Annotated in this window: 14 protein-coding genes and 6 tRNA genes; 17 read left to right on the forward strand and 3 right to left on the reverse strand. The window is 67.6% G+C overall.

Annotated elements, in window-relative coordinates; translation table 11 throughout:
* The first annotated feature begins 3 nt into the window (after window positions 1-3).
* The 12 genes from FHT37_RS01060 (at window position 4) to FHT37_RS01115 (ending at window position 11,978) form a co-directional block, all read left to right on the forward strand.
* Entirely contained in the window at window positions 4-3,144 is a 3,141-nt protein-coding gene (locus tag FHT37_RS01060; protein WP_091722792.1) for an efflux RND transporter permease subunit, read from the forward strand.
* A 222-nt stretch (window positions 3,145-3,366) separates the two neighbouring features.
* Window positions 3,367-3,453: transfer RNA gene (locus tag FHT37_RS01065), tRNA-Leu, on the forward strand.
* Window positions 3,454-3,479: 26 nt separating this feature from the next.
* Window positions 3,480-4,790 (forward strand): trigger factor, encoded by a 1,311-nt coding sequence (gene tig, locus FHT37_RS01070; protein WP_183478524.1) that lies wholly within the window; start codon window positions 3,480-3,482, stop codon window positions 4,788-4,790.
* 222 nt (window positions 4,791-5,012) lie between these two features.
* A complete protein-coding gene (clpP, locus tag FHT37_RS01075) occupies window positions 5,013-5,621 on the forward strand; it encodes an ATP-dependent Clp endopeptidase proteolytic subunit ClpP (protein ID WP_091722797.1) in 609 nt (202 codons plus the stop codon).
* Window positions 5,622-5,924: 303 nt separating this feature from the next.
* Entirely contained in the window at window positions 5,925-7,193 is a 1,269-nt protein-coding gene (clpX, locus tag FHT37_RS01080; protein WP_091722800.1) for an ATP-dependent Clp protease ATP-binding subunit ClpX, read from the forward strand.
* A gap of 130 nt (window positions 7,194-7,323) precedes the next feature.
* The gene (gene lon, locus FHT37_RS01085; protein ID WP_091722803.1) at window positions 7,324-9,750 is read left to right on the forward strand and encodes an endopeptidase La; all 2,427 of its coding nucleotides are present in this window, start codon (window positions 7,324-7,326) and stop codon (window positions 9,748-9,750) included.
* A 261-nt stretch (window positions 9,751-10,011) separates the two neighbouring features.
* A tRNA-Gly gene (locus FHT37_RS01090) sits at window positions 10,012-10,087 on the forward strand.
* A 92-nt stretch (window positions 10,088-10,179) separates the two neighbouring features.
* Window positions 10,180-10,253 (forward strand) — tRNA-Cys (locus tag FHT37_RS01095).
* 13 nt (window positions 10,254-10,266) lie between these two features.
* Window positions 10,267-10,342, forward strand: a tRNA-Gly gene (locus FHT37_RS01100).
* A gap of 47 nt (window positions 10,343-10,389) precedes the next feature.
* Window positions 10,390-10,465: transfer RNA gene (locus FHT37_RS01105), tRNA-Gly, on the forward strand.
* A gap of 104 nt (window positions 10,466-10,569) precedes the next feature.
* Window positions 10,570-10,657 (forward strand) — tRNA-Leu (locus FHT37_RS01110).
* Window positions 10,658-10,685: 28 nt separating this feature from the next.
* Window positions 10,686-11,978 (forward strand): MFS transporter, encoded by a 1,293-nt coding sequence (locus tag FHT37_RS01115; RefSeq protein WP_183478525.1) that lies wholly within the window; start codon window positions 10,686-10,688, stop codon window positions 11,976-11,978.
* 21 nt (window positions 11,979-11,999) lie between these two features.
* Here FHT37_RS01115 and murI read toward each other — a convergent pair whose 3' ends face one another.
* A complete protein-coding gene (gene murI / locus FHT37_RS01120; RefSeq protein ID WP_255489465.1) occupies window positions 12,000-12,842 on the reverse strand; it encodes a glutamate racemase in 843 nt (280 codons plus the stop codon).
* 269 nt (window positions 12,843-13,111) lie between these two features.
* Between murI and FHT37_RS01125 the strand changes: the two genes are divergently transcribed.
* The 5 genes from FHT37_RS01125 (at window position 13,112) to FHT37_RS01145 (ending at window position 20,545) form a co-directional block, all read left to right on the forward strand.
* On the forward strand, window positions 13,112-13,861 hold the full coding sequence (locus FHT37_RS01125) for an electron transfer flavoprotein subunit beta/FixA family protein (RefSeq protein ID WP_147241667.1): 750 nt from the start codon (window positions 13,112-13,114) through the stop codon (window positions 13,859-13,861).
* Between the two features lie 28 nt (window positions 13,862-13,889).
* Complete coding sequence (locus FHT37_RS01130) at window positions 13,890-14,819, forward strand: electron transfer flavoprotein subunit alpha/FixB family protein (RefSeq protein ID WP_183478527.1); 930 nt, start codon at window positions 13,890-13,892, stop codon at window positions 14,817-14,819.
* A gap of 99 nt (window positions 14,820-14,918) precedes the next feature.
* The gene (locus tag FHT37_RS01135) at window positions 14,919-16,712 is read left to right on the forward strand and encodes an acyl-CoA dehydrogenase (RefSeq protein WP_147241665.1); all 1,794 of its coding nucleotides are present in this window, start codon (window positions 14,919-14,921) and stop codon (window positions 16,710-16,712) included.
* A 108-nt stretch (window positions 16,713-16,820) separates the two neighbouring features.
* On the forward strand, window positions 16,821-17,774 hold the full coding sequence (locus FHT37_RS01140; RefSeq protein WP_091722823.1) for a nitronate monooxygenase family protein: 954 nt from the start codon (window positions 16,821-16,823) through the stop codon (window positions 17,772-17,774).
* A 320-nt stretch (window positions 17,775-18,094) separates the two neighbouring features.
* A complete protein-coding gene (locus tag FHT37_RS01145) occupies window positions 18,095-20,545 on the forward strand; it encodes a response regulator (RefSeq protein WP_183478528.1) in 2,451 nt (816 codons plus the stop codon).
* 154 nt (window positions 20,546-20,699) lie between these two features.
* On the opposite strand, the gene FHT37_RS01150 is transcribed toward FHT37_RS01145, so the two are convergent.
* Both FHT37_RS01150 and FHT37_RS01155 read right to left on the reverse strand, forming a co-directional pair.
* The gene (locus tag FHT37_RS01150; RefSeq protein WP_183478529.1) at window positions 20,700-22,322 is read right to left on the reverse strand and encodes an ABC transporter substrate-binding protein; all 1,623 of its coding nucleotides are present in this window, start codon (window positions 22,320-22,322) and stop codon (window positions 20,700-20,702) included.
* A gap of 177 nt (window positions 22,323-22,499) precedes the next feature.
* Complete coding sequence (locus FHT37_RS01155) at window positions 22,500-24,131, reverse strand: ABC transporter substrate-binding protein (RefSeq protein ID WP_183478530.1); 1,632 nt, start codon at window positions 24,129-24,131, stop codon at window positions 22,500-22,502.
* Between the last annotated feature and the right edge of the window lie 65 nt (window positions 24,132-24,196).

The following is a 24,196-nucleotide window of genomic DNA, read 5'->3' on the forward strand; positions in this document are numbered from 1 at the left end:
TGAATGAGCAACCCGAGCCGCGCCGGTTTCAACCTCTCGCGCTGGGCGCTGGAGCATGCCCCGCTGACGCGCTACCTGATGGTGGTGCTGATGGTGCTGGGCTTCGCCGCCTACTTCCAGCTGGGCCAGGACGAAGACCCCCCGTTCACCTTCCGCGCGATGGTCGTGCAGGCCTACTGGCCCGGCGCGACGCCGCAGCAGATGGCCGAGCAGGTCACCGACAAGATCGAGCGCACCCTGCAGGAGGTGCCGCATGCCGACAAGATCCGCAGCTACACCAAGCCGGGGGAGTCGCTGACCATCTTCCAGGTGAAGGACAACACTTCGCCGGGCGAGGTGCCCCAGCTCTGGTACACGGTCCGCAAGAAGATCGGCGACCTCAAGCCCACCTTGCCGCAGGGCGTGCTGGGGCCGTTCTTCAACGACGAGTTCGGCGACGTCTACGGCTCCATCTTCGCGCTGTCCTCCGACGGCGGCTTCTCGATCGAGGAGTTGCGCCAGCAGGCCGAGGCGGTGCGCTCCGAGCTGCTGCGCGTGCAGGACGTGGCCAAGGTCGACCTCTTCGGCGTGCAGGCCGAGAAGCTGTTCATCGAGATCTCGCAGAAGCGCCTGGCCGAACTGGGCCTGGACTTCAACCAGGTGGTCTCGCAGCTCAACGCGCAGAACGCGGTCGAGAGCGCCGGCGTCATGGACGCCAGCAGCGCCAACGTGCAGATCCGCATCGAGGGCCAGCTCAATTCCGTCCAGGCGCTGAGCGACTTCCCGATCCGTGGCACCAACCCGACCACCGGCGCCGCCAGCAGCCTGCGCCTGGGCGACATCGCCACGGTGCGCCGCGGTTATGTCGACCCGGCCACGACGATGGTGCGCTTCAACGGCAAGCAGGTCGTGGCCCTGGGCGTGTCGATGGGCAAGGGCGGCGACATCATCGCGCTGGGCAAGGCGCTGCAGGCCACCGTCAAGCGGCTGCAGCAGCAACTGCCCGCCGGCATCACGCTGCAGCAGATCCAGGACCAGCCCGCCGCGGTGAAGACCTCCGTCGGCGAGTTTGTCCACGTGCTGATCGAGGCCGTCATCGTCGTGCTGGGCGTGAGCTTCATCAGCCTGGGCCTGCACACCAAGCCGCTGCGCATCGACGTGTGGCCGGGCCTGGTGGTCGGCATCACCATCCCGCTGGTGCTGGCCATCACCTTCGTGGTGATGCTGTATGCCGGCGTGGGGCTGCACAAGATCTCGCTCGGTTCGCTGATCATCGCGCTCGGCCTGCTGGTCGACGACGCCATCATCGCGGTCGAGATGATGGTGCGCAAGCTGGAGGAGGGCTACGACAAGATGCATGCGGCGACGTATGCCTACGACGCCACCGCCAAGCCGATGCTCACCGGCACGCTGATCACCGCGGTGGGTTTCCTGCCCATCGGCCTGGCCAAGTCCACCGTCGGGGAATACACCTTCGCGATCTTCGCGGTGACCGCCGCGGCGCTGGTGATCTCGTGGATCGTCTCGGTCTACTTCGTGCCCTACCTGGGCGCGCTGCTGCTCAAGACCCGCGCCGGCCATGAAGGCGAGGCCCACGAGGTCTTCGACACGCCGTTCTACAACCGCTTCCGCCGTTGGGTCGCGTGGTGCGTCTACCACCGCTGGAAGACCATCGGCCTGACCATCCTGGTGTTCGTGCTGGGCCTGGCCGGCATGGGCAAGGTGCAGCAGCAGTTCTTCCCGGATTCGAGCCGGCCGGAGATCCTGGTCGACCTGTGGCTGCCCGAGGGCGCCACGATCGAGCAGAGCAACGTCGTGGCCAAGCGCTTCGAGGCCCGCATGGCCAAGGAGCCGCTGGTGGGCAGCATCGCGACCTGGGTGGGCTCGGGCGTGCCGCGCTTCTACCTGCCGCTGGACCAGATCCTGCCCAACACCAACGTCAGCCAGGCCATCATCCTGCCCAAGACGCCGGCCGACCGCGAGACCCTGCGCCACAAGCTGCCGCAGATCCTGGCCGAGGAGTTCTCCGAGGTGCGCGGCCGCGTGAAGCTGCTGCCCAACGGGCCGCCGGTGCCGTATCCGGTGCAGTTCCGCATCGCCGGCGACGATCCCGCGCAGCTGCGGATCTACGCCGATCGCGCCAAGGAACAGATGCGCGCCAACCCCAACATGGTGGGCGTCAACGACAACTGGAACGAGGCCATCAAGGTCCTGCGCCTGCAAGTCGACCAGGACAAGGCGCGGGCGCTGGGCGTGACCAGCCAGAGCATCGCGCAGGCGGCGCGCATCCTGGTGTCGGGCACGACGGTGTCGCAGTACCGCGAGGCCGACCGGCTGATCGACATCGTCCTGCGCCAGCCGGTGCAGGAGCGCGACACGCTGTCGGAGCTCGCCAACGCCTACGTGCCCACCGCCTCGGGCCGCTCGGTGCCGCTGACGCAGATCGCCAAGCCGCAGTTCACCTGGGAGCCTGGCGTGATGCACCGCGAGAGCCGCCAGTTCGCGATCACCGTGCAGGGCGACGTCATCGAGGGCCTGCAGGGCGCGACGGTGACCAGCCAGCTCTGGCCCGCGCTCGACGCGATGCAGAAGGAGATGCCGCCCGGCTACTCGATCTCGATCGCCGGCGCGGTCGAGGAAAGCAGCAAGGGCACCGGCTCGATCGCCGCCGGCGTGCCGATCATGCTGTTCATCACCTTCACGCTGCTGATGCTGCAGCTGCACAGCTTCTCGCGGGCGATGCTGGCCTTCCTGACCGGCTTCCTGGGCATCGCCGGCGTGTCGGCCGCGCTGCTGCTGCTGAACCGGCCCTTCGGTTTCGTCGCGCTGCTGGGCGTCATTGCGCTGATGGGCATGATCCAGCGGAACTCCGTCATCCTGATCGACCAGATCGAGCAGGACCGCGGCCGCGGCGTGCCACCGGCGCAGGCCATCGTGGAGTCCGCCGTGCGACGGCTGCGTCCGATCGCGCTGACCGCCGCCGCCGCGGTGCTGGCGATGGTGCCGCTGTCGCGCAGCGTGTTCTGGGGGCCGATGGCGGTGGCCATCATGGGCGGCCTGATCGTCGCCACCGTGCTGACGCTGCTGGCGCTGCCGGCGATGTACGCGGCCTGGTTCCGCGTCGAGCGCGACAAGGACGCCGGCATCGCCCCGTCGACGCATTGAACCGGCGAGGCCGGAGGCCCCCAGGCCTCCGGCCTTCGGGGGTTAACCCCCGCCCGGGAGGGGCGGGGGCGGCCGTGGGAATCGGCTGAATCCTTGATTACAATCGCCGGTTTTCCGGATCGCGGACGGCAGGGCCCTGGGCTCTTCTCTCGCATCTCCGAATTACCAAGGGCCCGCCGCGCAGGACTGCGCGCAGCGATCGCGACGAGCCCCCATCACCCGGCGCGGGTGGCGAAATTGGTAGACGCACCAGGTTTAGGTCCTGACGCCTTCACGGGCGTGCCGGTTCGAGTCCGGCCCCGCGCACCACACTTCCAACTGATTCCGAGTCCACTATGGCTGTCACCGTCGAAACTCTCGAAAAGCTCGAACGCCGCATCACGCTCACGCTGGCGGCCGCTGACATCAACACCGAGGTCGAGTCCCGCCTGAAGAAGCTGGCCCGCACCGTCAAGGCCGACGGCTTCCGCCCCGGCAAGGTGCCGATGTCCTTCGTGGCGCAGCGCTACGGCGCGCAGGTGCAGTACGAGGTCGTGAACGACAAGCTGGGCGAGGCCTTCACCGTCGCCGCCAACGAAGCCAAGCTGCGCGTGGCCGGCATGCCCACCATCGCCCAGAAGGACACGGCCGCCGAAGGCGAACTGGCCTTCGACGCGACCTTCGAGATCTACCCGGAAGTGAAGATCGCCGACCTGGCCGAGGCCGAGATCGAGCGCGTCGCCGCCGACGTGACCGATGAAGCCATCGACAAGACCGTCGAGATCCTGCGCAAGCAGCGCCGCTCGTTCGCCCAGCGCGGCGCGGCGGACGTGGCCGCCGACGGCGACCGCGTGACCATCGACTTCGAAGGCAAGATCGACGGCGAGCCTTTCGCTGGCGGCAAGGCCGACGGCTTCCAGTTCCTGCTGGGCGAAGGCCAGATGCTCGAGGCCTTCGAGAAGGCCGTGCGCGGCATGAAGGCGGGCGAGTCCAAGACCTTCCCGCTGGCCTTCCCGGCCGATTACCACGGCAAGGACGTCGCCGGCAAGGAAGCCGACTTCCTGGTCACGGTCAAGAAGATCGAGGCCCAGCACCTGCCCGAAGTGAACGAGGCCTTCGCCAAGGCCCTGGGCATCAAGGAAGGCACGGTCGAAGCGCTGCGCGCCGACATCAAGAAGAACCTCGAGCGTGAAGTGAAGTTCCGCGTGCTGGCCAAGAACAAGGGCGCCGCGATGGACGCGCTGGTCGGCAAGGCCGAACTGGACGTGCCCAAGGCGCTGGTCGCCGGCGAAGCCGAGCGCATGGTCGCCAACGCCCGCGAGGACCTGAAGAAGCGCGGCATCAAGGACGCCGACAAGGCCCCGATCCCCGCCGAGCTGTTCAACGAGCAGGCCGAGAAGCGCGTGCGCCTGGGTCTGGTCGTGGCCGAGCTGGTCCGTTCGCAGAACCTGCAGGCCAAGCCCGAGCAACTGCAGGCCCACATCGAGGAAATCTCGCAGAGCTACGAGAAGCCGGCGGAAGTCGTGCGCTGGTACCTGTCGGACCGCGAGCGCATGGCCGAGGTCGAAGCCGTCGTGATCGAGAACAACGTCACCGACTTCATCCTGGGCAAGGCCAAGGTCACCGACAAGCAGCTGCCCTTCGATGAGCTGATGGCCACGGCCTGATCGGCCGGCTCGACGCCATCTGGCGCGGGCTTTCCCGGCATCGCCCTTGATTCACCGGGAACTCATCGCCAAGTAAGGCGCCTGGCCGCGAGGCCGGCGCCTTTTTCTTTCCCCGGCGCAGCCGCCGGCGCGATCCCGCTTCGACGGGGCCGCGCGGCGGCAAGGGGATGGAGCGCACGACATAATGGTTTGTCGTGATCTCGAACCAATTCAGAGGATTTCATGAGCGCGCTTGAAACCAGCAACCTGGGCATGGTGCCCATCGTCATCGAACAGTCGGGCCGCGGCGAGCGCGCCTACGACATCTACAGCCGCCTGCTGCGCGAGCGCATCGTCTTCCTGGTCGGCCCGGTGAATGACGCCGTCGCCAACCTCGTCGTCGCGCAGCTGCTGTTCCTGGAAAGCGAGAACCCGGACAAGGAGATCTCGCTGTACATCAACTCGCCGGGCGGCAGTGTCTCGGCGGGCATGTCGATCTACGACACGATGCAGTTCATCAAGCCGCAGGTCTCGACGCTGTGCATGGGCATGGCGGCCTCGATGGGCGCCTTCCTGCTGGCCGCGGGCGAGAAGGGCAAGCGCTTCGCGCTGCCGAACTCCAAGATCATGATCCACCAGCCGCTGGGCGGCGCGCAGGGCCAGGCCACGGACATCGAGATCCATGCCCGCGAGATCCTCAAGACCCGCGAACAGCTCAACCGCATCCTGGCCGAGCGCACCGGCCAGAGCCTGGAGAAGATCCAGGCCGACACCGAGCGGGACTATTTCATGTCGGCCGCCGAGGCGTCGACCTATGGCCTGATCGACCAGGTCATCGAGAAGCGTCCCTGATCGCGACGCGGGATTCAGTCCGCCGCGGTGTCCCGTGGTGGTCGTGGGCCGCGGCCCGGATCCCGCACCATGCGCTTCCTGACGCCGGCGGCGGCGTTCTCCCGTGGAATCCGCTGCCCGGCGATGCCACCGGGAACTGCCGCCGCGGTGCAGCAACTGACCGCCGGTCGAGCGCGCCAACTGACCACTCTTAGGGGCTTTTATCCCCCCAAGGGTGGTGCCGGCAATTGAACTATCATCAATGCAGGCACTTGCCTGTATTCCCCGCAGCCCTCCAGCAGCCCCAGCCCCAGCAGCACTCCCATGGCCGAGAAAAAAGGCAATTCCAGCGAAAAAGTCTTGTACTGCTCCTTCTGCGGCAAGAGCCAGCACGAGGTCAAGAAGCTGATCGCGGGCCCGTCGGTGTTCATCTGCGACGAATGCATCGAGCTGTGCAACGACATCATCCGTGACGAGGTCCCGGCCGAGGCCGCGGCCGGCGGTCGCGCGAGCAAGTCGGACCTGCCCGTGCCCAGCGAGATCAAGACGACGCTGGACCAGTACGTGATCGGCCAGGACGTCGCCAAGCGCACGCTCTCCGTCGCGGTCTACAACCATTACAAGCGGCTGCGCCACGCGGCCGACACCAAGGACGGCGTCGAGCTGTCCAAGAGCAACATCCTGCTGATCGGGCCGACCGGCTCGGGCAAGACGCTGCTGGCCCAGACCCTGGCCCGCGTGCTGAATGTGCCCTTCGTGATCGCCGATGCGACGACGCTGACCGAAGCCGGTTATGTCGGCGAGGACGTCGAGAACATCATCCAGAAGCTGCTCCAGAACTGCAATTACGACGTCGAGCGCGCCCAGCGCGGCATCGTCTACATCGACGAGATCGACAAGATCAGCCGCAAGGCGGACAACCCCTCCATCACCCGCGACGTGTCGGGCGAGGGCGTCCAGCAGGCGCTGCTGAAGCTGGTCGAAGGCACGATGGCGTCGGTCCCCCCGCAGGGCGGCCGCAAGCATCCGAACCAGGACTTCCTCCAGATCGACACGACCAACATCCTGTTCATCTGCGGCGGCGCGTTCGACGGCCTCGAGAAGGTCATCCAGAACCGCTCGGAGAAGTCGGGCATCGGCTTCGGCGCCTCGGTCAAGAGCAAGAGCGAGAAGAAGGTCGGCGAACTCTTCCGTGAAGTGGAACCGGGCGACCTGATCAAGTTCGGCCTGATCCCCGAGCTGGTGGGCCGCCTGCCGGTGATCGCCACGCTCGGCGAGCTGACCGAGGACGCGCTGGTGCAAATCCTGACCGAGCCGCGCAACGCGCTGGTCAAGCAGTACCAGCAGCTGTTCTCGATGGACGGCGTCGAACTGGAAGTGCGGCCGTCGGCGCTGAGCGCCGTCGCGCGCAAGGCCCTGGCCCGCAAGACGGGCGCCCGCGGCCTGCGTTCGATCGTCGAGCACGCGCTGATCGACACCATGTTCGAATTGCCTTCGCTGGACAGCGTCGCCAAAGTCGTGCTGGACGAGCACAACATCGACGAGGACACCAAGCCGTTGCTGGTCTATCGCGAAACCAAGGCGAGCGCCTGAGGTCGCGATCACACGCCGGGCGATCTGCTTGCCATGACCCCTTGTGGAAGGCAATTGCTCAAAGGCTATTGAACGGCACCTTGTAATTGGTAGCTCGGGCCCTAGATGGGCCTGAGAAAGAGAGGTTTTCATGTCCGGTCATCCGATCCTCCCCGCGGAACCCATCACGCTGCCGCTGCTGCCGCTGCGCGACGTGGTCGTCTTCCCGCACATGGTGATCCCGCTCTTCGTGGGCCGTCCCAAGTCCATCAAGGCCTTGGAAGCGGCGATGGAAGCAGGGCGCCAGATCATGCTGGTCGCGCAGAAGGCCGCCGGCAAGGACGAGCCCAAGCCCGACGACATGTTCGAGATGGGCTGCGTCTCCAGCATCCTGCAGATGCTGAAGCTGCCCGACGGCACGGTGAAGGTGCTGGTCGAGGGCCTGCAGCGCGCCACGACCAACAAGATCGAGGACGGCGAGGAGCACTTCACCGCCGAGGTCCTGCCGATCCCGCCGGAAGCCGACGACCAGCCCGAGGTCGAGGCGCTGCGCCGCGCGGTGACGCAGCAGTTCGACCAGTACGTCAAGCTGAACAAGAAGATTCCGCCCGAGATCCTGACGTCCATCGCCGGCATTGATGACGCCGGTCGCCTGGCCGACACGATCGCCGCGCACCTGCCGCTCAAGCTCGACGCCAAGCAGTCGGTGCTGGACCTGTCCGAAGTGGGCAAGCGGCTGGAGAAGCTGCTGGACCTGCTCGAGCACGAGGTCGACATCCTCCAGGTCGAGAAGCGCATCCGTGGCCGCGTCAAGCGCCAGATGGAGAAGTCGCAGCGCGAGTACTACCTGAACGAACAGGTCAAGGCCATCCAGAAGGAACTGGGCGACGGCGAGGAAGGCGCCGACATGGAGGAGCTGGAGAAGAAGATCCAGGCTGCTCGCATGCCGAAGGAAGCGCGCAAGAAGGCCGAGGCGGAGCTCAAGAAGCTCAAGCTGATGTCGCCGATGTCCGCCGAAGCGACCGTCGTGCGCAACTACATCGACACGCTGGTCAACCTGCCGTGGTCGAAGAAGACCAAGATCAAGCACGACCTGGCCAATGCCGAGGCCGTGCTGAACGAGGACCACTACGGCCTGGACAAGGTCAAGGAACGCATCCTTGAATACCTCGCGGTGCAGCAGCGCGTGGACAAGGTCAAGGCGCCGATCCTGTGCCTGGTCGGGCCTCCTGGCGTGGGCAAGACCTCGCTGGGGCAGTCGGTGGCGCGCGCCACGGGCCGCAAGTTCGTCCGCATGGCGCTGGGCGGCGTGCGCGACGAGGCCGAGATCCGCGGTCACCGCCGCACCTACATCGGCTCGATGCCGGGCAAGGTGCTGCAGAGCCTGTCCAAGGTCGGCACGCGCAATCCGCTGTTCCTGCTCGACGAGATCGACAAGCTGGGCATGGACTTCCGCGGCGACCCGTCGTCGGCGCTGCTGGAGGTGCTGGACCCCGAGCAGAACCACACCTTCGCGGACCACTACATCGAGGTCGACTATGACCTGAGCGATGTGATGTTCGTGGCGACGTCGAACTCGCTGAACATCCCGCCGGCGCTTCTGGACCGGATGGAGGTCATCCGCCTGTCGGGTTACACCGAGGACGAGAAGGTCAACATTGCCCAGCGCTACCTGCTGCCCAAGCAACGCGGCAACAACGGCGTGAAGGAAGAGGAACTCGAGGTCACCGAGGATGCGATCCGCGGCGTGATCCGCTACTACACGCGGGAAGCCGGCGTGCGTTCGCTCGAACGCGAGGTCTCGAAGATCTGCCGCAAGGTCGTCAAGGGCCTGCAGCTCAAGACCTTCACCGGCAAGGTGGTGGTCACCGAGGACAACCTCAACGAGTTCCTGGGCGTGCGCAAGTACGACTTTGGCCGCGCCGAGAAGAAGAACCAGGTCGGCCAGGTGGTCGGTCTGGCGTGGACGGAAGTGGGCGGCGACCTGCTGACCATCGAAGCCACCGCGATGCCGGGCAAGGGCAACATCATCCGCACCGGCTCGCTGGGCGACGTGATGAAGGAATCGGTCGAGGCGGCACGCACGGTGGTGCGGTCGCGGGCGCGCCGCCTGGGCATCAAGGACGAGCTCTTCGAGAAGCGCGACGTGCACATCCACGTGCCCGATGGCGCGACGCCGAAGGACGGCCCGAGCGCGGGCGCCGCGATGACGACGGCCTTCGTGTCGGCGCTGACCGGCATTCCGGTGCGTGCGGACGTGGCGATGACCGGTGAGATCACGCTGCGCGGCGAGGTGACGGCGATCGGTGGCCTGAAGGAGAAGCTCCTGGCGGCCCACCGGGGCGGCATCAAGACCGTGATGATTCCGGAAGAGAACGTCAAGGACCTGCAGGACATTCCCGAGAACGTGAAGAACCAGCTGGAGATCGTCCCGGTCCGCTGGATCGACCGCGTGCTGGAAGTGGCGCTGGAGGCTTATCCGCAGGCGCTGCCGGACGAGGAGGCGGCAACGCCTCCGGCCGAGAAGGTCGCGGAGACCAAGCCGGCCGACGCGACCGGCGATTCGCTGAAGCATTGACCGGCGCTCGTTCGCGAGCCTGATGACAGCGGCGCCTTCGGGCGCCGTTGTTCATTCCGCCGCGCGGGCGGCGAGGGGACCGGTGACGGTCGGGTGAATCGTCCTGGTGTTTGGGCGATCTTCATAAAGAAGTCGCCGAACTCTTGCGAGCGGGTGAAAAACCGTTCTATACTCTCGGCTTCAGCGCAAACGGTGCTGCGACGACAAGGCGAATCGCAAGAGACGCCACGAAGTTGAAGCAGGCAGTGCGTTGAAGACCATGCGGGAATAGCTCAGTTGGTAGAGCGCAACCTTGCCAAGGTTGAGGTCGCGAGTTCGAGCCTCGTTTCCCGCTCCAGGTATTCAAAGGATGGAAGCTCCGGCTTCCATTTTTTATCGGAATCGGACACACCAAATCCGGTTTCAACAGAATCCCGTCCAGGGTTCTGGGGCGCGATAGCAAAGCGGTTATGCCCCGGATTGCAAATCCGGTCAGTCCGGTTCGACTCCGGATCGCGCCTCCAAAGAATGGACATTGCGGGAATAGCTCAGTTGGTAGAGCGCAACCTTGCCAAGGTTGAGGTCGCGAGTTCGAGCCTCGTTTCCCGCTCCACACGACACCAAAGGTCGGTGGGGTGATTCACTCCGCTGCCCTGCGATGCGGGAATAGCTCAGTTGGTAGAGCGCAACCTTGCCAAGGTTGAGGTCGCGAGTTCGAGCCTCGTTTCCCGCTCCAAAAATCTCGAAAAGGGAAGCCTCCGTGGCTTCCCTTTTTTCTTGCCCGGTGGCCCCGATAATGCCCGGTCACTACGACATGGAACTCCGCTCGGAGCCGCCGTGGCCTGGATGGTGAAATCGGTAGACACAGCGGACTTAAAATCCGCCGCCCTCAACCGGCGTACGGGTTCGAGTCCCGTTCCAGGCACCACGCGCATCGCAACGAGCGGTCGCATCGCATGGGCATGTTTGCGCAGGAACTGTTGAACCCGGGCGTTCGCAAACGCGAGGTCCTCGGCTGGTCGATGTACGACTTCGCCAACTCGGGCTACACGACTGTCGTCCTGACCGCCGTCTACAACGCCTATTTCGTCGGCGTGATCGCCCAAGGCCAACCGTCGGCGACGCTGCTCTGGACCGTGCTGATCGCGATTTCCAGCTTCCTGGTGATGGTGACGATGCCCGGGCTGGGCGCCTGGGCCGACGCGCACGGCGCGAAGAAGAAGCTGCTGGGCTTCTGCACCGGCGGTTGCGTGCTCTCGACCGCGGCGCTCGCGGTTTTCGGACCCGATCAGCTGTGGTGGGCGGCGATCGCCGTCGTGCTCTCCAATGTCTTCTTTTCCTATGGCGAATCGCTGATCGCGGCGTTCCTGCCCGAGCTCGCGAGACGCGACGCGCTGGGTCGCGTGTCCGGCTGGGGCTGGGCCTTCGGTTATCTGGGCGGCATGCTCGCGCTGGGGCTGTGCCTGGGTTATGTGCTGGGCGCTCAAGCGCGCGGCGACACCGCCAGCCACTTCGTGCCGGTCACGATGCTCATCACTGCGGGCCTCTACCTGCTGGCCGCGCTGCCCACCTTCCTGTTGCTGCGCGAGCGCGCCGATCCGTGCGCGACACGCCGGGCCGCGCGCATGGGTTCCGGCCTCTCGCAGCTGTGGGCGTCGTGGCAGCGCGCTCGTGCCTATCCGGACTTCCTGCGCCTGCTGGCCTGCGGTACCAGCTACCAGGCCGGCATCGCCGTCGTCATCGCGCTGGCCGCCGTCTACGCCGAGCAGGCGCTCGGCTTCACCCAGGCGCAGACGATGACCCTGGTGTTCCTGGTCAACATCGCTTCGGCTGTCGGCGCGTTCGTGTTCGGTTATTACGAGGACCGCATCGGCCATCAGCCGGCGCTCGCGATCACGCTCGTCGGCTGGATGATCATGGCGCTGCTGGCCTTCCTGGCGACCACCGCCTGGCTGTTCTGGATCGCCGCGGTGATCGCGGGCCTGTGCATGGGATCGAGCCAGTCCTGCGGCCGCGCCCTGGCCGGCGCACTCGCGCCGCATGACCGGCTGGCCGAATTCTTCGGCCTGTGGACCTTCGCCACGCGACTGGCCGCGATCATCGGGCCGCTGACCTACGGCGCGGTCACCGTGCTGACGGCGGGCAACCACCGGCTCGCGATCCTGTCCACCGGGGTGTTCTTCGTGCTGGGCTACTGGCTGCTGCGGCGCGTGGACATGACGAGAGGCCTCTCGCGCGCACTGGTCTGAGCACCTCGACGGCGCCCGGCTTCAAGCCGTGGCGCGCGCGGCGACGATGTCACGCCAGCCCAGCGCCTCGCGGGCCAGATGCTGCAGCGGCGCGGGATCGCCGGTGCTCTCGAGCACCACGCGCCCCGTCCCCGTCGATGCCAGCCCCAGTCCTTCCCAGACCCGACGGGCCTGGCGCGCGACCGCGTCTTCGATGTTGAGCAAGCGCACCTCCTCGCCCAGCGCCGCCTGGATGCGCGACTGCACGAGCGGATAGTGCGTGCAGCCGAGCAGCACCGTGTCGACGCCGGCCGCGCGCAGCGGCGCGCAGAAGCGCTCGATCAGCGCACCGAGTGCGTCGCTGCCCAGGTCGCCTTGCTCGATCAGGGTGACCAGGCCCGGACAGGGCTGGCTGATGAGCTCGACGTCGCCCGCATGCGCGGCGACCAGCTGCTCGAAGCGTCGACTCGCGATCGTGGCGGTCGTCGCCATCACGCCGATGCGGCCGTTGCGGGTCGCCGCGACGGCGGGCTTCACGCCCGGTTCGATGCCGACGACCGGCCAGTCGGGCCAGCGGTCCCGCATCGCCTGCACCGCGTGCGCGGTGGCGGTGTTGCAGGCCACGACCGCCATCCGCGCGCCGACCTCGCGCAGGCGTTCGGCCACGCGCACGCTGCGATCGACGATGTATTCGCTGCTGCGGTCGCCGTAAGGCGCGTGCGCGGTGTCGGCGAGGTAGTGCAGCGGCACCTCGGGCAGCTGCTCCCGCAGCGCCTTCAGCACCGTCAACCCGCCCACGCCGGAATCGAAGACCCCGATGCAGGGGACGCGCGGCTCGCGTTCGAGGGAGTCGGCGGGGGCGGTGGCGGAGGGCGCTGAACTCAAGATCGTCATCGTGGGGGTGGCGTGTCGGGAGCGGAGTCTAGAGGGATTCCCTCATTCCCGGCCTCCACCCGCTTGGCAGCCGTGAATCGATGGCTAGAATAGAACGATCGTTCGTTTTATTTTCGAGCCGGCGCCGAGGCGGTGCTCGCGGGTCCACGGAGATTCCGGGACGGGAGCAGGGGCGCATGACGGCTGGGAGACACGGGGGCGCCCCGGGGCTCCCATAGAATCGAATTAACGTTAACGTCAATCCAGCTTGGAGTGCTTCGATGAAGGTATTGGTCCCCGTCAAACGAGTCGTCGATTACAACGTCAAGGTGCGCGTCAAGAGTGACGGAACCGGCGTGGACATCGCCAACGTGAAGATGTCCATGAACCCGTTCGACGAGATCGCCGTCGAAGAAGCCGTCCGCCTGAAGGAGAAGGGCGTGGTCACCGAGGTGATCGCCGTGTCCTGCGGCGTCACGCAATGCCAGGAAACGCTGCGCACCGCGATGGCCATCGGCGCCGACCGCGCCATCCTCGTCGAGACCGACGCCGAACTGCAGCCGCTGGCCGTGGCCAAGCTGCTGAAGGCGCTGGTCGACAAGGAACAGCCGCAGCTGGTGATCCTGGGCAAGCAGGCCATCGACGACGACTGCAACCAGACCGGCCAGATGCTGGCCGCGCTGACGGGACTGCCGCAGGGCACCTTCGCGTCGAAGGTGGAAGTGGCCGACGGCAAGGTCAACGTGACGCGCGAAGTCGACGGCGGCCTGGAGACCGTGTCGCTGACGCTGCCGGCGGTCGTGACGACCGACCTGCGCCTGAACGAGCCGCGCTACGTGACGCTGCCCAACATCATGAAGGCCAAGAAGAAGCCGCTGGACGTGGTCAAGCCGGCCGACCTGGGCGTGGACGTGGCGCCGCGCATCAAGACGCTGTCGGTGGCCGAGCCGCCCAAGCGCAGCGCCGGCATCAAGGTGCCGGACGTGGCCACGCTGGTCACGAAGCTGAAGACCGAGGCCAAGGTCATCTGAGCCCCAGAACAAGATTCGGAGATAAGACATGACCATCCTCGTCATCGCTGAACACGACAACGCCTCGCTCAAGGGCGCCACCCACCACGTCGTCACCGCCGCCGCCGCCATCGGTGGCGACGTGCACGTGCTGGTCGCCGGCTCGAACGCCGGCGCCGCCGCGCAGGCCGCCGCCAAGATTTCGGGCGTCGCCAAGGTGCTGCACGCCGACGGCGCCCAGTTCGCCGACGGCCTGGCCGAGAACGTCGCCGCGCAGGTGATCGCCATCGCCAAGGACTACTCGCACGTCCTGTTCCCGGCCACCGCTGCCGGCAAGAACGTCGCACCGCGCGTGGCCGCGCTGCTGGACGTGGGCCAGGTGAGCGACATCACCAAGGTCGTCTCGGCCGACACCTTCGAGCGTCCGATCTACGCCGGCAACGCGATCGCGACCGTGCAGTCGACCGACGCGGTCAAGGTGATCACCGTCCGCACGACCGGTTTCGACTCCGCCGCCGAAGGCGGCAGCGCCGCGGTCGAATCGCTGACGGCCGTGGCCGACAGCGGCAAGAGCAGCTTCGTCGGCCGCGAGGTGACGAAGAGCGACCGCCCCGAGCTGACCGCCGCCAAGATCATCGTGTCCGGTGGCCGCGCGCTGGGCAGCAGCGACAAGTTCAATGAAGTGCTGACCCCGCTGGCCGACAAGCTGAATGCCGCGCTGGGTGCTTCGCGCGCCGCGGTGGACGCGGGCTACGCGCCCAACGACTGGCAGGTCGGCCAGACCGGCAAGATCGTCGCGCCGCAGCTGTACATCGCCGCCGGCATCTCGGGCGCGATCCAGCATCTGGCCGGCATGAAGGACTCCAAGGTGATCGTGGCGATCAACAAGGATCCGGAAGCGCCGATCTTCTCCGTCGCCGATTACGGCCTGGAAGCCGACCTGTTCACGGCGGTGCCGGAACTGGTCAAGGCCCTGTAATCGATCGCTGAGCACCGCGACCGCATCGAACGGTCGCAGACAAGACCAAGGGCGCCCGCCGACGACGCGCGGCGCCCTTTTTTCATCCGGAGACACCCCATGACCTACCGCGCCCCGATCAAGGACATGCTGTTCGACATGCAGGCCCTGGCCGGCTTGCAGACGCTGTCCGAGCAGATTCCCGCGTTCGCCGACCATGGCCTGGACACCGCGCAGGCGGTGCTCGAGGAATCGGCCAAGCTCAACGAGGACGTCATCGCCCCGCTGAACGTGGAAGGCGACAAGAACCCCTCGTACTGGAAGAACGGCGAGGTCTTCGCGACGCCCGGCTTCAAGGAGGCGTTCAAGCAGTACGTCGAGGGTGGCTGGCAGGGGCTGCAGCATCCGGAGGCTTATGGCGGCCAGGGTCTGCCCAAGACGATCGGCGCGGCTTGCGGCGAAATCGTGCAGGCGGCCAACGTCAGCTTCGCGCTGTGCCCGTTGCTGACCGATGGCGCGATCGAGGCGCTGCTGGTGGCGGGCTCGGAGGCGCAGAAGCAGACCTTCATCCCCAAGCTGATCTCCGGCGAGTGGACCGGCACGATGAACCTGACCGAGCCGCAGGCGGGCTCGGACCTGGCGATGGTGCGCACGCGCGCCGAGCCGCAGGGCGACGGCACCTACAAGATCTTCGGCACCAAGATCTTCATCACCTGGGGCGAGCACGACATGGCGGACAACATCGTCCACCTGGTGCTGGCCCGCGTGCCGGGCGCGCCGGAAGGCGTGAAGGGCATCAGCCTGTTCCTGGTGCCCAAGTTCCTGGTCAACGCGGACGGCTCGCTGGGCGCGCGCAATGACGCGCACTGCGTGTCGATCGAGCACAAGCTCGGCATCAAGGCCAGCCCGACCGCGGTGCTGCAGTTCGGCGATCACGGCGGCGCGATCGGCACGCTGATCGGCGAGGAGAACCGCGGCCTCGAGTACATGTTCATCATGATGAACGCGGCCCGCTTCGGCGTGGGCGTGCAGGGCATCGCGGTGGCGGATCGCGCCTATCAGAAGGCGGTCGAGTACGCGAAGGACCGCGTGCAGTCGCGCCCGGTGGATGGCTCGTCGAAGGACGCGGCCGCGATCATCCACCACCCCGACGTGCGCCGCATGCTGATGACGCAGCGCGCGCTGGTCGAGGGCTGCCGCGCGATGGCGATCGATGCCGCCGCGGCCTACGACATGGCGCATCACCACGAGGACGCCGAGACCCGCCAGCAGGCGCAGGCCTTCTACGAATTCATGGTGCCGCTGGTCAAGGGCTACAGCACCGAGATGAGCCTGGAGGTGACCTCGCTGGGCGTGCAGGTGCACGGCGGCATGGGCTTCATCGAGGAAACCGGCGCGGCGCAGTATTACCGCGACGCGCGCATCCTGCCGATCTACGAAGGCACGACCGCGATCCAGGCCAACGACTTGGTGGGCCGCAAGACGGTGCGCGACGGCGGCGCGTTCGCGCGTTCGGTCGCTGCGCAGGTCGAGGAGACCGAAGGCGCGCTGGCCGCCAGTGGCAGCGCCGACGCGCTGGCGGTGCGGGCGCAGCTCGCGGCGGCGCGCGCGGCCTTCGTCGACGTCGTCGATTTCATCGCCGCCAACGGCAAGGCCAATCCGAATGCCGCCTTCGCCGGCTCGGTGCCCTACCTGATGGTGGGCGGCAACCTGATGGCCGGCTGGCAACTGGCGCGCTCGCTGCTGGCGGCGCAGGAGCTCAAGGCCGCCGGCCAGGACGTCGCCTTCATGGACGCCAAGATCGCCACCGCGCGCTTCTACGCCGAGCACATCCTGCCGCGCTGCGCCGCGCAGCGCGATGCCGTGGTGAACGGCGCGGGCAGCGTGATGGCGCTGCCGGTCGACGCCTTCTGAGCCGCGTCCCGACCTGATCTCGACGTCCCCGGCGCGACGCGCTCCCGCGCGCGCCGGGGCCACCATGGACGGCAACGATCCGTCGACTTGACCCGAGGAGATTCCGAGGTGGCACTTCCCCCGCTGTTCAACACCCTGCGCCTGCCGGTGATCGGCTCGCCGCTGTTCATCATCAGCAATCCGAAGCTGGTGATCGCGCAATGCAAGGCCGGCATCGTCGGCTCGATGCCGGCGCTCAACGCGCGCCCGGCCGAGCTGCTCGAAGATTGGCTGGCCGAGATCACCGAGACCCTGGCCGCGCATGACCGCGCGCATCCGGAGTCGCCGGCCGCGCCGTTCGCGATCAACCAGATCGTGCACAAGAGCAATGACCGGCTCGAGCACGACATGGCCCTGTGCGCCAAGTACAAGGTGCCCATCGTGATCACCTCGCTGGGCGCGCGCGAGGACGTCAACGCGGCGGTGCATGGCTGGGGCGGCATCGTGCTGCACGACATCATCAACAACAAGTTCGCGCGCAAGGCCATCGAGAAGGGCGCCGACGGCCTGATCGCGGTGGCGGCGGGCGCCGGCGGCCATGCGGGCGTCAAGAGCCCGTTCGCGCTGATCCAGGAGATCCGCGAGTGGTTCGACGGTCCGCTGGCGCTGTCGGGCTCGATGGCCAGCGGCGACGCGATCCTGGCGGCGCAGGCGATGGGCGCGGACCTGGCCTACATCGGCTCAGCCTTCATCGCGACCGAGGAGGCGCGTGCCGCCGACGAGTACAAGCAGATGATCGTCGAGAGCAACAGCGACGACATCGTCTACAGCAACCTGTTCACCGGCGTGCACGGCAACTACCTGAAGGGTTCGATCGTGAAGGCGGGGCTCGATCCGGAGAACCTGCCCGAGAGCGATCCGACGAAGATGAACTTCGGCGGCAACGGCGCGAAGGCGTGGAAGGATGTGTGGGGCAGCGGCCAGGGCATCGGCGCGATCCGCGAGGTGCTGCCGGCCGGCGAGCTGGTCGCGCGCTTCGGCCGCGAATACGCGGCGGCACGCCAGCGCCTGGCGCTGGGCTGAGTCCCCGCGCGGCGAGTCGCTCGCCCAACCCTGCGCCAGCGCTGCCGGCGCCCTTGAAGAACGCCCCGCCTGCGGGGCGTTCGCCATTGGGGGAATGCGGCGTCCTCGCGCGCGCCCTTGCGCTCCCCAGGGGGATCGGCCAACATCGACGCAAAGTCGATCGGGCATGCCTTCAGGGAGGCAGCGTGGGCGAAGTCGAGGCACAGCGCGCCGCGGCCAGCGGCGTCGCATTGGACGGGGACGAGGCCGGTGATCCGGCCCCTTCCTTTCTTGCGATCCAGCCAGCGGGCCGTCGGGCGCGCCTGCGCGCGTTCGCGACGATGGGGCTGTCCCTGGGCGTCTGCCTGGCGCTGGCGCCATTCGCGAAGCTGCAGCTGCCGGCCGTGGCGGCCTTCATCCCGTTGTACGAGGCGGCACTGGTCCTCAACGACCTGATCACCGCGGCGCTGCTCTATGGCCAATGGCGGATCACGCGCCTGCGCGCGCTGGCGGTGCTGGCCAGCGGCTACCTGTTCACGGCCACCATCACCATCGGCCACGCACTCTCCTTCCCCGGTCTGTTCGCGCCCGGCGGCGTGCTGGGCGCCGGGCCGCAATCGACGGCCTGGATCTACATGTTCTGGCATGGCGGCTTTCCGCTCTTCGTGGTCGTCTATGCCTGGATGCGCCGCAGGACGCCGGCGCCCCGCGCCAGCGCCAGCGCCGATGCCGATGCCGATGCCGATGCCGATGGCGAGCGACGCACCGCGGTGCTCGCGACCGCGGCGGCGCTGGTCCTCGGCGTCGGCCTGACGGCGCTGGCGACCGCCGGCCACGCGCTGTTGCCGGCGATCATGAGCGGCAACCGCTACACGCCGGCGATGCTGGTGACGGTCGGCACCGTGTGGGTCCTGTGCATCGCCGCGCTGCTGGCGCTGCTGCCGCGGCGGCGCGACGCCAGCATGCTGGACCTGGGCCTGATGGTGGTGATGGTGGCCTGGCTGTGCGACATCGCCCTGTCGGCCATGCTCAACGGCGGCCGCTACGACCTGGGCTTCTACGCGGGCCGCATCTACGGCCTGCTGGCCTGCAGCGCGGTGCTGGCGGAACTGCTGTTCGAGAACGCCGTGCTGTACGCGCGCCTGGCGCAGGCGCATGGCCGCGAGCGGCAACGCGCCGCGGAGCTGGCGCTGGCGCGCGACGAGGCGCAGCGGGCCAACGCGTCCAAGAGCCTGTTCCTGGCCAGCATGAGCCACGAGATCCGCACCCCGATGAATGCCGTGATCGGGCTGACCCATCTGGCGCTGCAGGGCCCGCTCGAAGGCCGGCAGCGCGACTATGTCGCCAAGGCCCACACCTCGTCGAAGGCGCTGCTCGCGCTGCTGAACGAGATCCTGGACTACTCCAAGGTCGAGGCCGGCAAGATCAGCCTGGAGGCCGAGGAATTCGGCATCGAGGAGGTGGTGGAGAACGTCGGCGAGCTGTTCTCGGCGCGGCTGGAGGAGACCGGCCTGGACCTGGTCTTCGACATCGACCGGGAGGTGCCGCCGCGTGTCGTCGGCGATGCCTTCCGGCTGACGCAGGTGCTGAACAACCTGGTCGGCAACGCGATCAAGTTCACGCCGCGCGGCGAGATCGTGATCCGCGTGGAGTTGATCGAGCGCACGCCCGAGCGCGTCGGCCTGCGGCTGGCGGTGCGCGACACCGGCATCGGCATGAGCCGCGAGACCCGCGAGCGGCTCTTCGAGGCCTTCGCGCAGGGCGAGTCCGGCACCGCGCGCCGCTTCGGCGGCACCGGCCTGGGGCTGGCGATCTGCCGGCGCCTGGTGGCGCTGATGGGCGGCGAGATCGCCGTCGACAGCGAGCTGGGGAGCGGCTCGACCTTCCGCTTCAGCGCCTGGTTCGGACTGACGGCGGCGGGTGAACCGCGGCGCGACCTGCATCGGATCCGGGGCATGCGCGCGCTGGTGATGGACGGACCGCCGACCGAGCGCGAGGCCTGGATCAGCATGCTGTCGAGCTGGCGCTTCCAGGTGAGCGCGGCGGCTTTCGTCGACGACGCGGTCTTCAAGTTCCAGCGCGCCGCGAGCCACGAGCTGCCGTATGAGCTGCTGGTGCTGGACGGCAAGACCGGCGCCGCGGCGGTGCTCGAGAAAGTGGAGACGCTCTGCGCCGAGCGGGGCCTGCCGACGCCGCGCGTGCTGGTGCTGACGGGGCAGCATCACGTCGATGCGCTCGAGCGCGAGCTCGGGCCGCGCGAGGGCCTGCAGGTGCTGGTCAAGCCGGTGACGCCGTCCCGGCTGTTCGAGGCGATCGTGCGACTGCAGCATGGCACCGAGGCACCGCGGATCGCGCGCCCGCTGGAGAAGACGCTGGACGAGGCGCTGCGGTCCTTGCGGGGCGCGCAGGTGCTGCTGGTCGAGGACGACCCGGTCAACCAGCAGGTGGCGCAGGCCTTCCTGGAACTGGGCGGCCTGGCGGTGACGATTGCCGGCAACGGGCTGCAGGCGGTGGACCTGGTCCGCGAGCGCGCTTTCGACCTGGTGCTGATGGACATGCAGATGCCGGAGATGAGCGGCATCGAGGCCACCCGCTGCATCCGGCTGCTGCCGCAGGGCGAGGGCCTGCCGATCGTCGCGATGACGGCGGCGGCGATGGACGAGGATCGCCAGGCCTGCCTGGCGGCGGGCATGGACGCCCACATCGGCAAGCCGATCGTGCCGGCCGAGCTGGTGGAAGTGCTGCTGAAATGGGCCCAGCCACCGAGCCGGGTCGCTGACGGCGTGGCGTGACGACGCCCATCCTGCTACAGGGTGGACGGCGACCGAGGCGAGGGGACGAACGACCGGCAGTCGGGCGAGCTGCGCGTTGCGGGCGCTCCCCGGCTGTGCCGCAGGCCGCGGCCTGATCCCACGAGGCGGCGACAGGCGCCGCCGCCTTCGGCGCTCACTTGATCGTCGTGAACCGCGCTTCCGGCCGGTCGTCGGAGCGGTGGGGCGTCGTGACGTTCTTCTTCATCGCCCACGGACGCACCTGGTGGTGCAGCGGGATGAAGAACACCTCGTCGCGGATGCGCACCAGGCCCTCCTTCAGCAGCGCGTTGCGCTTGGACACGTCGCCTTCGACCTTCGCGGCGTCGATGATCTGGTCGAGCTTGGCGTCGCTCAGCCGGAAGTAGTTGCCGCTGCCGTCCGCGCCACCGACCCGCGTGCGCGCCAGCGACTGCATCGTGTACAGCGCGTCATAGGTGGGCACGCCCCAGCCGTACAGGAACAGCGGGTACTCGAAGGCCTGCAGCTTCGGGCTGAAGGTGCTGAACGACTCGGTCTGCAGGCGCGCCTTGATGCCGACCTTGCTCCACATCGACACCACCGCCAGGCAGATCTCCTCGTCGTTGACGTAGCGGTTGTTGGGGCAGTTCATCGGCACTTCGAAGCCGCCTGGATAACCGGCGTCGGCCAGCAGCTTGCGGGCGCGCTCGGCGTCCACCTTGGTCGGCACGTCGATGTCCGGCGCATTGCCGTTGACGCCCGGCGCGACCATGATGCCGGCGGGCACCGACAGGCCACGCATCGTCGCGCGCTTGATCGCCTCGCGGTCGATGGCCAGCGACATCGCCTCCCGCACCCGCTTGTCCTTGAACGGGTTCTTGCCGGTGATGTTGCTGCCCTTGAGCTGCTCGCTGCCCTGGTCCATGCCGATGAAGATCGTGCGGGTCTCGCTGCCTTCCAGCACCGTCAGCTTGCCGTCGGCCTTCAGGCGGCCCACGTCCTGCGTCGGGATGTCGGACAGCAGGTCCACGTCGCCCGACAGCAGCGCCGCGACGCGCGTGGGGTCGGACTTGATCGGCGTGTAGATCACCTCGTCGACATTGGTCGCGTTCTTCGCGTCCCACCAGTCCTTGTTCTGGACCATCGTGATGCGCTGGTCCGGCTGCCAGCCGGTGATCCGGTACGGGCCGGTGCCGTTGGCGTTGCGCGTGGCGAAGGTCTCTTCCTTGGCCTTGAAGTCGGGCAGGTTGATCGCCTTGTTCTTCTCCGCCCAGGTCTTGCTCATGATGCGGAAGTCGACGAACTGCCGCAGCACGATCGGATTGGGCGCCGACAGGATCACGTCGACGGTGTGGCTGTCGACCTTCTTGATGTCGGCCACGCCGGCCACGAACGGATGCATCGTGCCCACCGGCTGCTTGATGCGGTGGAAGGAGAACACCACGTCGTCGGCGGTGAACGGCGAACCGTCATGGAACTTGACGCCCTTGCGCAGCTCGAAGCGCCAGCTCGTGGGGCCGGTCTGCGTCCACTTGGTGGCCAGCGCGGGCTCGACCTGGTACTGGCGGTCGTACCTGGTCAGGCCCTCGTAGGCATGCATCGAGATCGCGTTGGTGGTGCTGTGGTTCTGCGAATGCGGGTCCAGCGTGAGCACGTCGTTCTGCGCGGCCCAGCGCAGCGGGGCGGCGAGCGCCTCGTGGGCGGCCAGGGCCGCGCCCATCAGGGCGGCGGCCCCGACGGCGGCGGCGGACAGCAACAGGCGCGCGGACCGGATCGGTCCGATGGATTTCCTCGACATGAGCGGTAGCTCCCTTGGCAACGTCGTTAAGCAAACGTGAAGTCGCCTGGATACTAGCCGTCGGGACCCGGTCCGGGAGCGAGGTCCACCCTGGGGATTGCCCCAGGGCCGGACCGGAAAACCCAGCCCCGCGGCCGGTCCTTCAGTCCGCGCGCCGGCCCTTCGGCGGCGGGCCGCTCACTTGATCGTCGTGAAGCGCGCCTCGGGCCGATCGTTGGAGCGGTGCAGCGTCTGCAGGTTGGCGCGCATCGCCCACGGCCGCACCTGGTGGTGCAGCGGGATGAAGAGGTATTGATCGCGGATCAGCACCAGGCCGTCGCGCAGCAGCGCGTCGCGCTTGGCGGTGTCGCTTTCGCTCTTCGCGGCGTCGATCAGCTTGTCGAGCGCGGGATCGCTGACCTTGGAGAAATTGAAGCTGCCATCCGCGCCGCCGCTGCGGGTGCGCGCCAACGCCTGCATCGCATACAGCGCGTCGCGCGTGGACACGCCCCAGCCCAGCATGTACAGCGGGGCCTCGAAGCGCTGGAACAGCTGGCTGTGTTGCGACATCGGCTGCGCGGTCAGCCGCGCGGTGATGCCGATCTTGCTCCACATCGACACGACGGCCAGGCAGACCTTCTCGTCGTTGACGTAGCGGTTGTTGGGGCAGTTCAGCGGGACCTCGAAGCCGCTGGGGTAGCCGGCATCGGCGAGCAGCTTCTTCGCCTTGGCGACGTCGGGCGCGCGAGGCTTGTCCAGCGCCGCGTCGTAGCCGTGCACGCCGGGCGCGACCATCAGCGCCGCCGGCACCGACAGCCCGCGCATGATGCTGCGCTTGATGGCTTCGCGGTCGATGGCCAGCGACAGCGCCTCGCGCACGCGCACGTCCTTGAAGGGGTTCTTGCCCTTGACCGACGCGTCGCGCAGTTCGTCGCTGCCCAGGTCCATCGCGAAGAAGATGGTGCGGGTCTCGGGACCGTCGATCGACTTGAGCTTGGCATCGGCCTTGAGCGCGCCGACGTCCTGCGTGGGCACGTCGGTCAGCAGGTCCACGTCGCCCGAGGTCAGCGCCGCGACGCGGGTCGGGTCCGACTTGATCGGGATGTAGCTGACCTCGGTGATGTTGCCCTTGTTCCTGTCCCACCAGCCCTTGTTGATGACCATCGAGACCTTCTGGTCGGGCTGCCACGAGGTGATCTCGTAGGGCCCGGTGCCGGCGGCGTGGCGGCTGGCGTAGTTCTCGTCCTTGGCCTTGTAATCGGCCATCTGCGTGGCCCGGTTCTTCTCGGACCAGGCCTTGCTCATGATGCGGAAGTCGACCAGGTTGCGCAGCAGGATGGGCTGCGGCGAGTCGAGGATCAGGTCGACCGTGAAGTCGTCGACCTTCCTGATTTCCTTGATGCCGGTGACGTAGATCTGCATCGTGCCCTGCGGCTGGCGGACGCGGTCGAAGCTGAAGACCACGTCGTCGGCGGTGAAGGGCGAGCCGTCGTGGAACTTCACGCCCTTGCGCAGCTCGAAGCGCACCTGCGTCGGGCTGATCGTCGTCCACTTCGTGGCCAGGCAGGGCTCGATCTCCCACTGCTCGTTGTAGCGGGTCAGGCCCTCGTAGGCATGCTGCAGGATGGCGCTGGTGGTGGTGTGGTCCTGCGAATGCGGATCCAGCGTCAGCACGTCGTTCTGCGCCGCCCAGCGCAGCGGCACCGCGTGGGCGGACGAGGCGGCGAGGGTGGCGGCAAGGGTGACGGCGGTCGTCGCGCCGAGCGCGATCGCCAGGGACAGCGCCGCGTGGGCGCGAGGCAAGCGCGGAGCGCTCGGCAGTCGAGTCATGGGGAACCTCCGATCGAGCCTGGACCAGGCGATGCGCGGACGATGCTATGCCCGGTGGGGCCGGG

The sequence above is a fragment of the Mitsuaria sp. BK037 genome (assembly GCF_014193045.1).
Classification (GTDB): domain Bacteria; phylum Pseudomonadota; class Gammaproteobacteria; order Burkholderiales; family Burkholderiaceae_C; genus Roseateles.

What these genes read in the sequence shown, in the direction of transcription:
- FHT37_RS01125 (WP_147241667.1), top strand. Translation starts at nt 13,112, where the DNA reads ATGAAGGTATTGGTCCCCGTCAAACGAGTCGTCGATTACAACGTCAAG.
- lon (WP_091722803.1), top strand. Translation starts at nt 7,324, where the DNA reads ATGTCCGGTCATCCGATCCTCCCCGCGGAACCCATCACGCTGCCGCTG.
- clpX (WP_091722800.1), top strand. Translation starts at nt 5,925, where the DNA reads ATGGCCGAGAAAAAAGGCAATTCCAGCGAAAAAGTCTTGTACTGCTCC.
- FHT37_RS01145 (WP_183478528.1), top strand. Translation starts at nt 18,095, where the DNA reads ATGGGGCTGTCCCTGGGCGTCTGCCTGGCGCTGGCGCCATTCGCGAAG.
- FHT37_RS01135 (WP_147241665.1), top strand. Translation starts at nt 14,919, where the DNA reads ATGACCTACCGCGCCCCGATCAAGGACATGCTGTTCGACATGCAGGCC.
- tig (WP_183478524.1), top strand. Translation starts at nt 3,480, where the DNA reads ATGGCTGTCACCGTCGAAACTCTCGAAAAGCTCGAACGCCGCATCACG.
- FHT37_RS01150 (WP_183478529.1), bottom strand. Translation starts at nt 22,322, where the DNA reads ATGTCGAGGAAATCCATCGGACCGATCCGGTCCGCGCGCCTGTTGCTG.
- FHT37_RS01060 (WP_091722792.1), top strand. Translation starts at nt 4, where the DNA reads ATGAGCAACCCGAGCCGCGCCGGTTTCAACCTCTCGCGCTGGGCGCTG.
- clpP (WP_091722797.1), top strand. Translation starts at nt 5,013, where the DNA reads ATGAGCGCGCTTGAAACCAGCAACCTGGGCATGGTGCCCATCGTCATC.
- FHT37_RS01130 (WP_183478527.1), top strand. Translation starts at nt 13,890, where the DNA reads ATGACCATCCTCGTCATCGCTGAACACGACAACGCCTCGCTCAAGGGC.
- FHT37_RS01155 (WP_183478530.1), bottom strand. Translation starts at nt 24,131, where the DNA reads ATGACTCGACTGCCGAGCGCTCCGCGCTTGCCTCGCGCCCACGCGGCG.
- FHT37_RS01115 (WP_183478525.1), top strand. Translation starts at nt 10,686, where the DNA reads ATGGGCATGTTTGCGCAGGAACTGTTGAACCCGGGCGTTCGCAAACGC.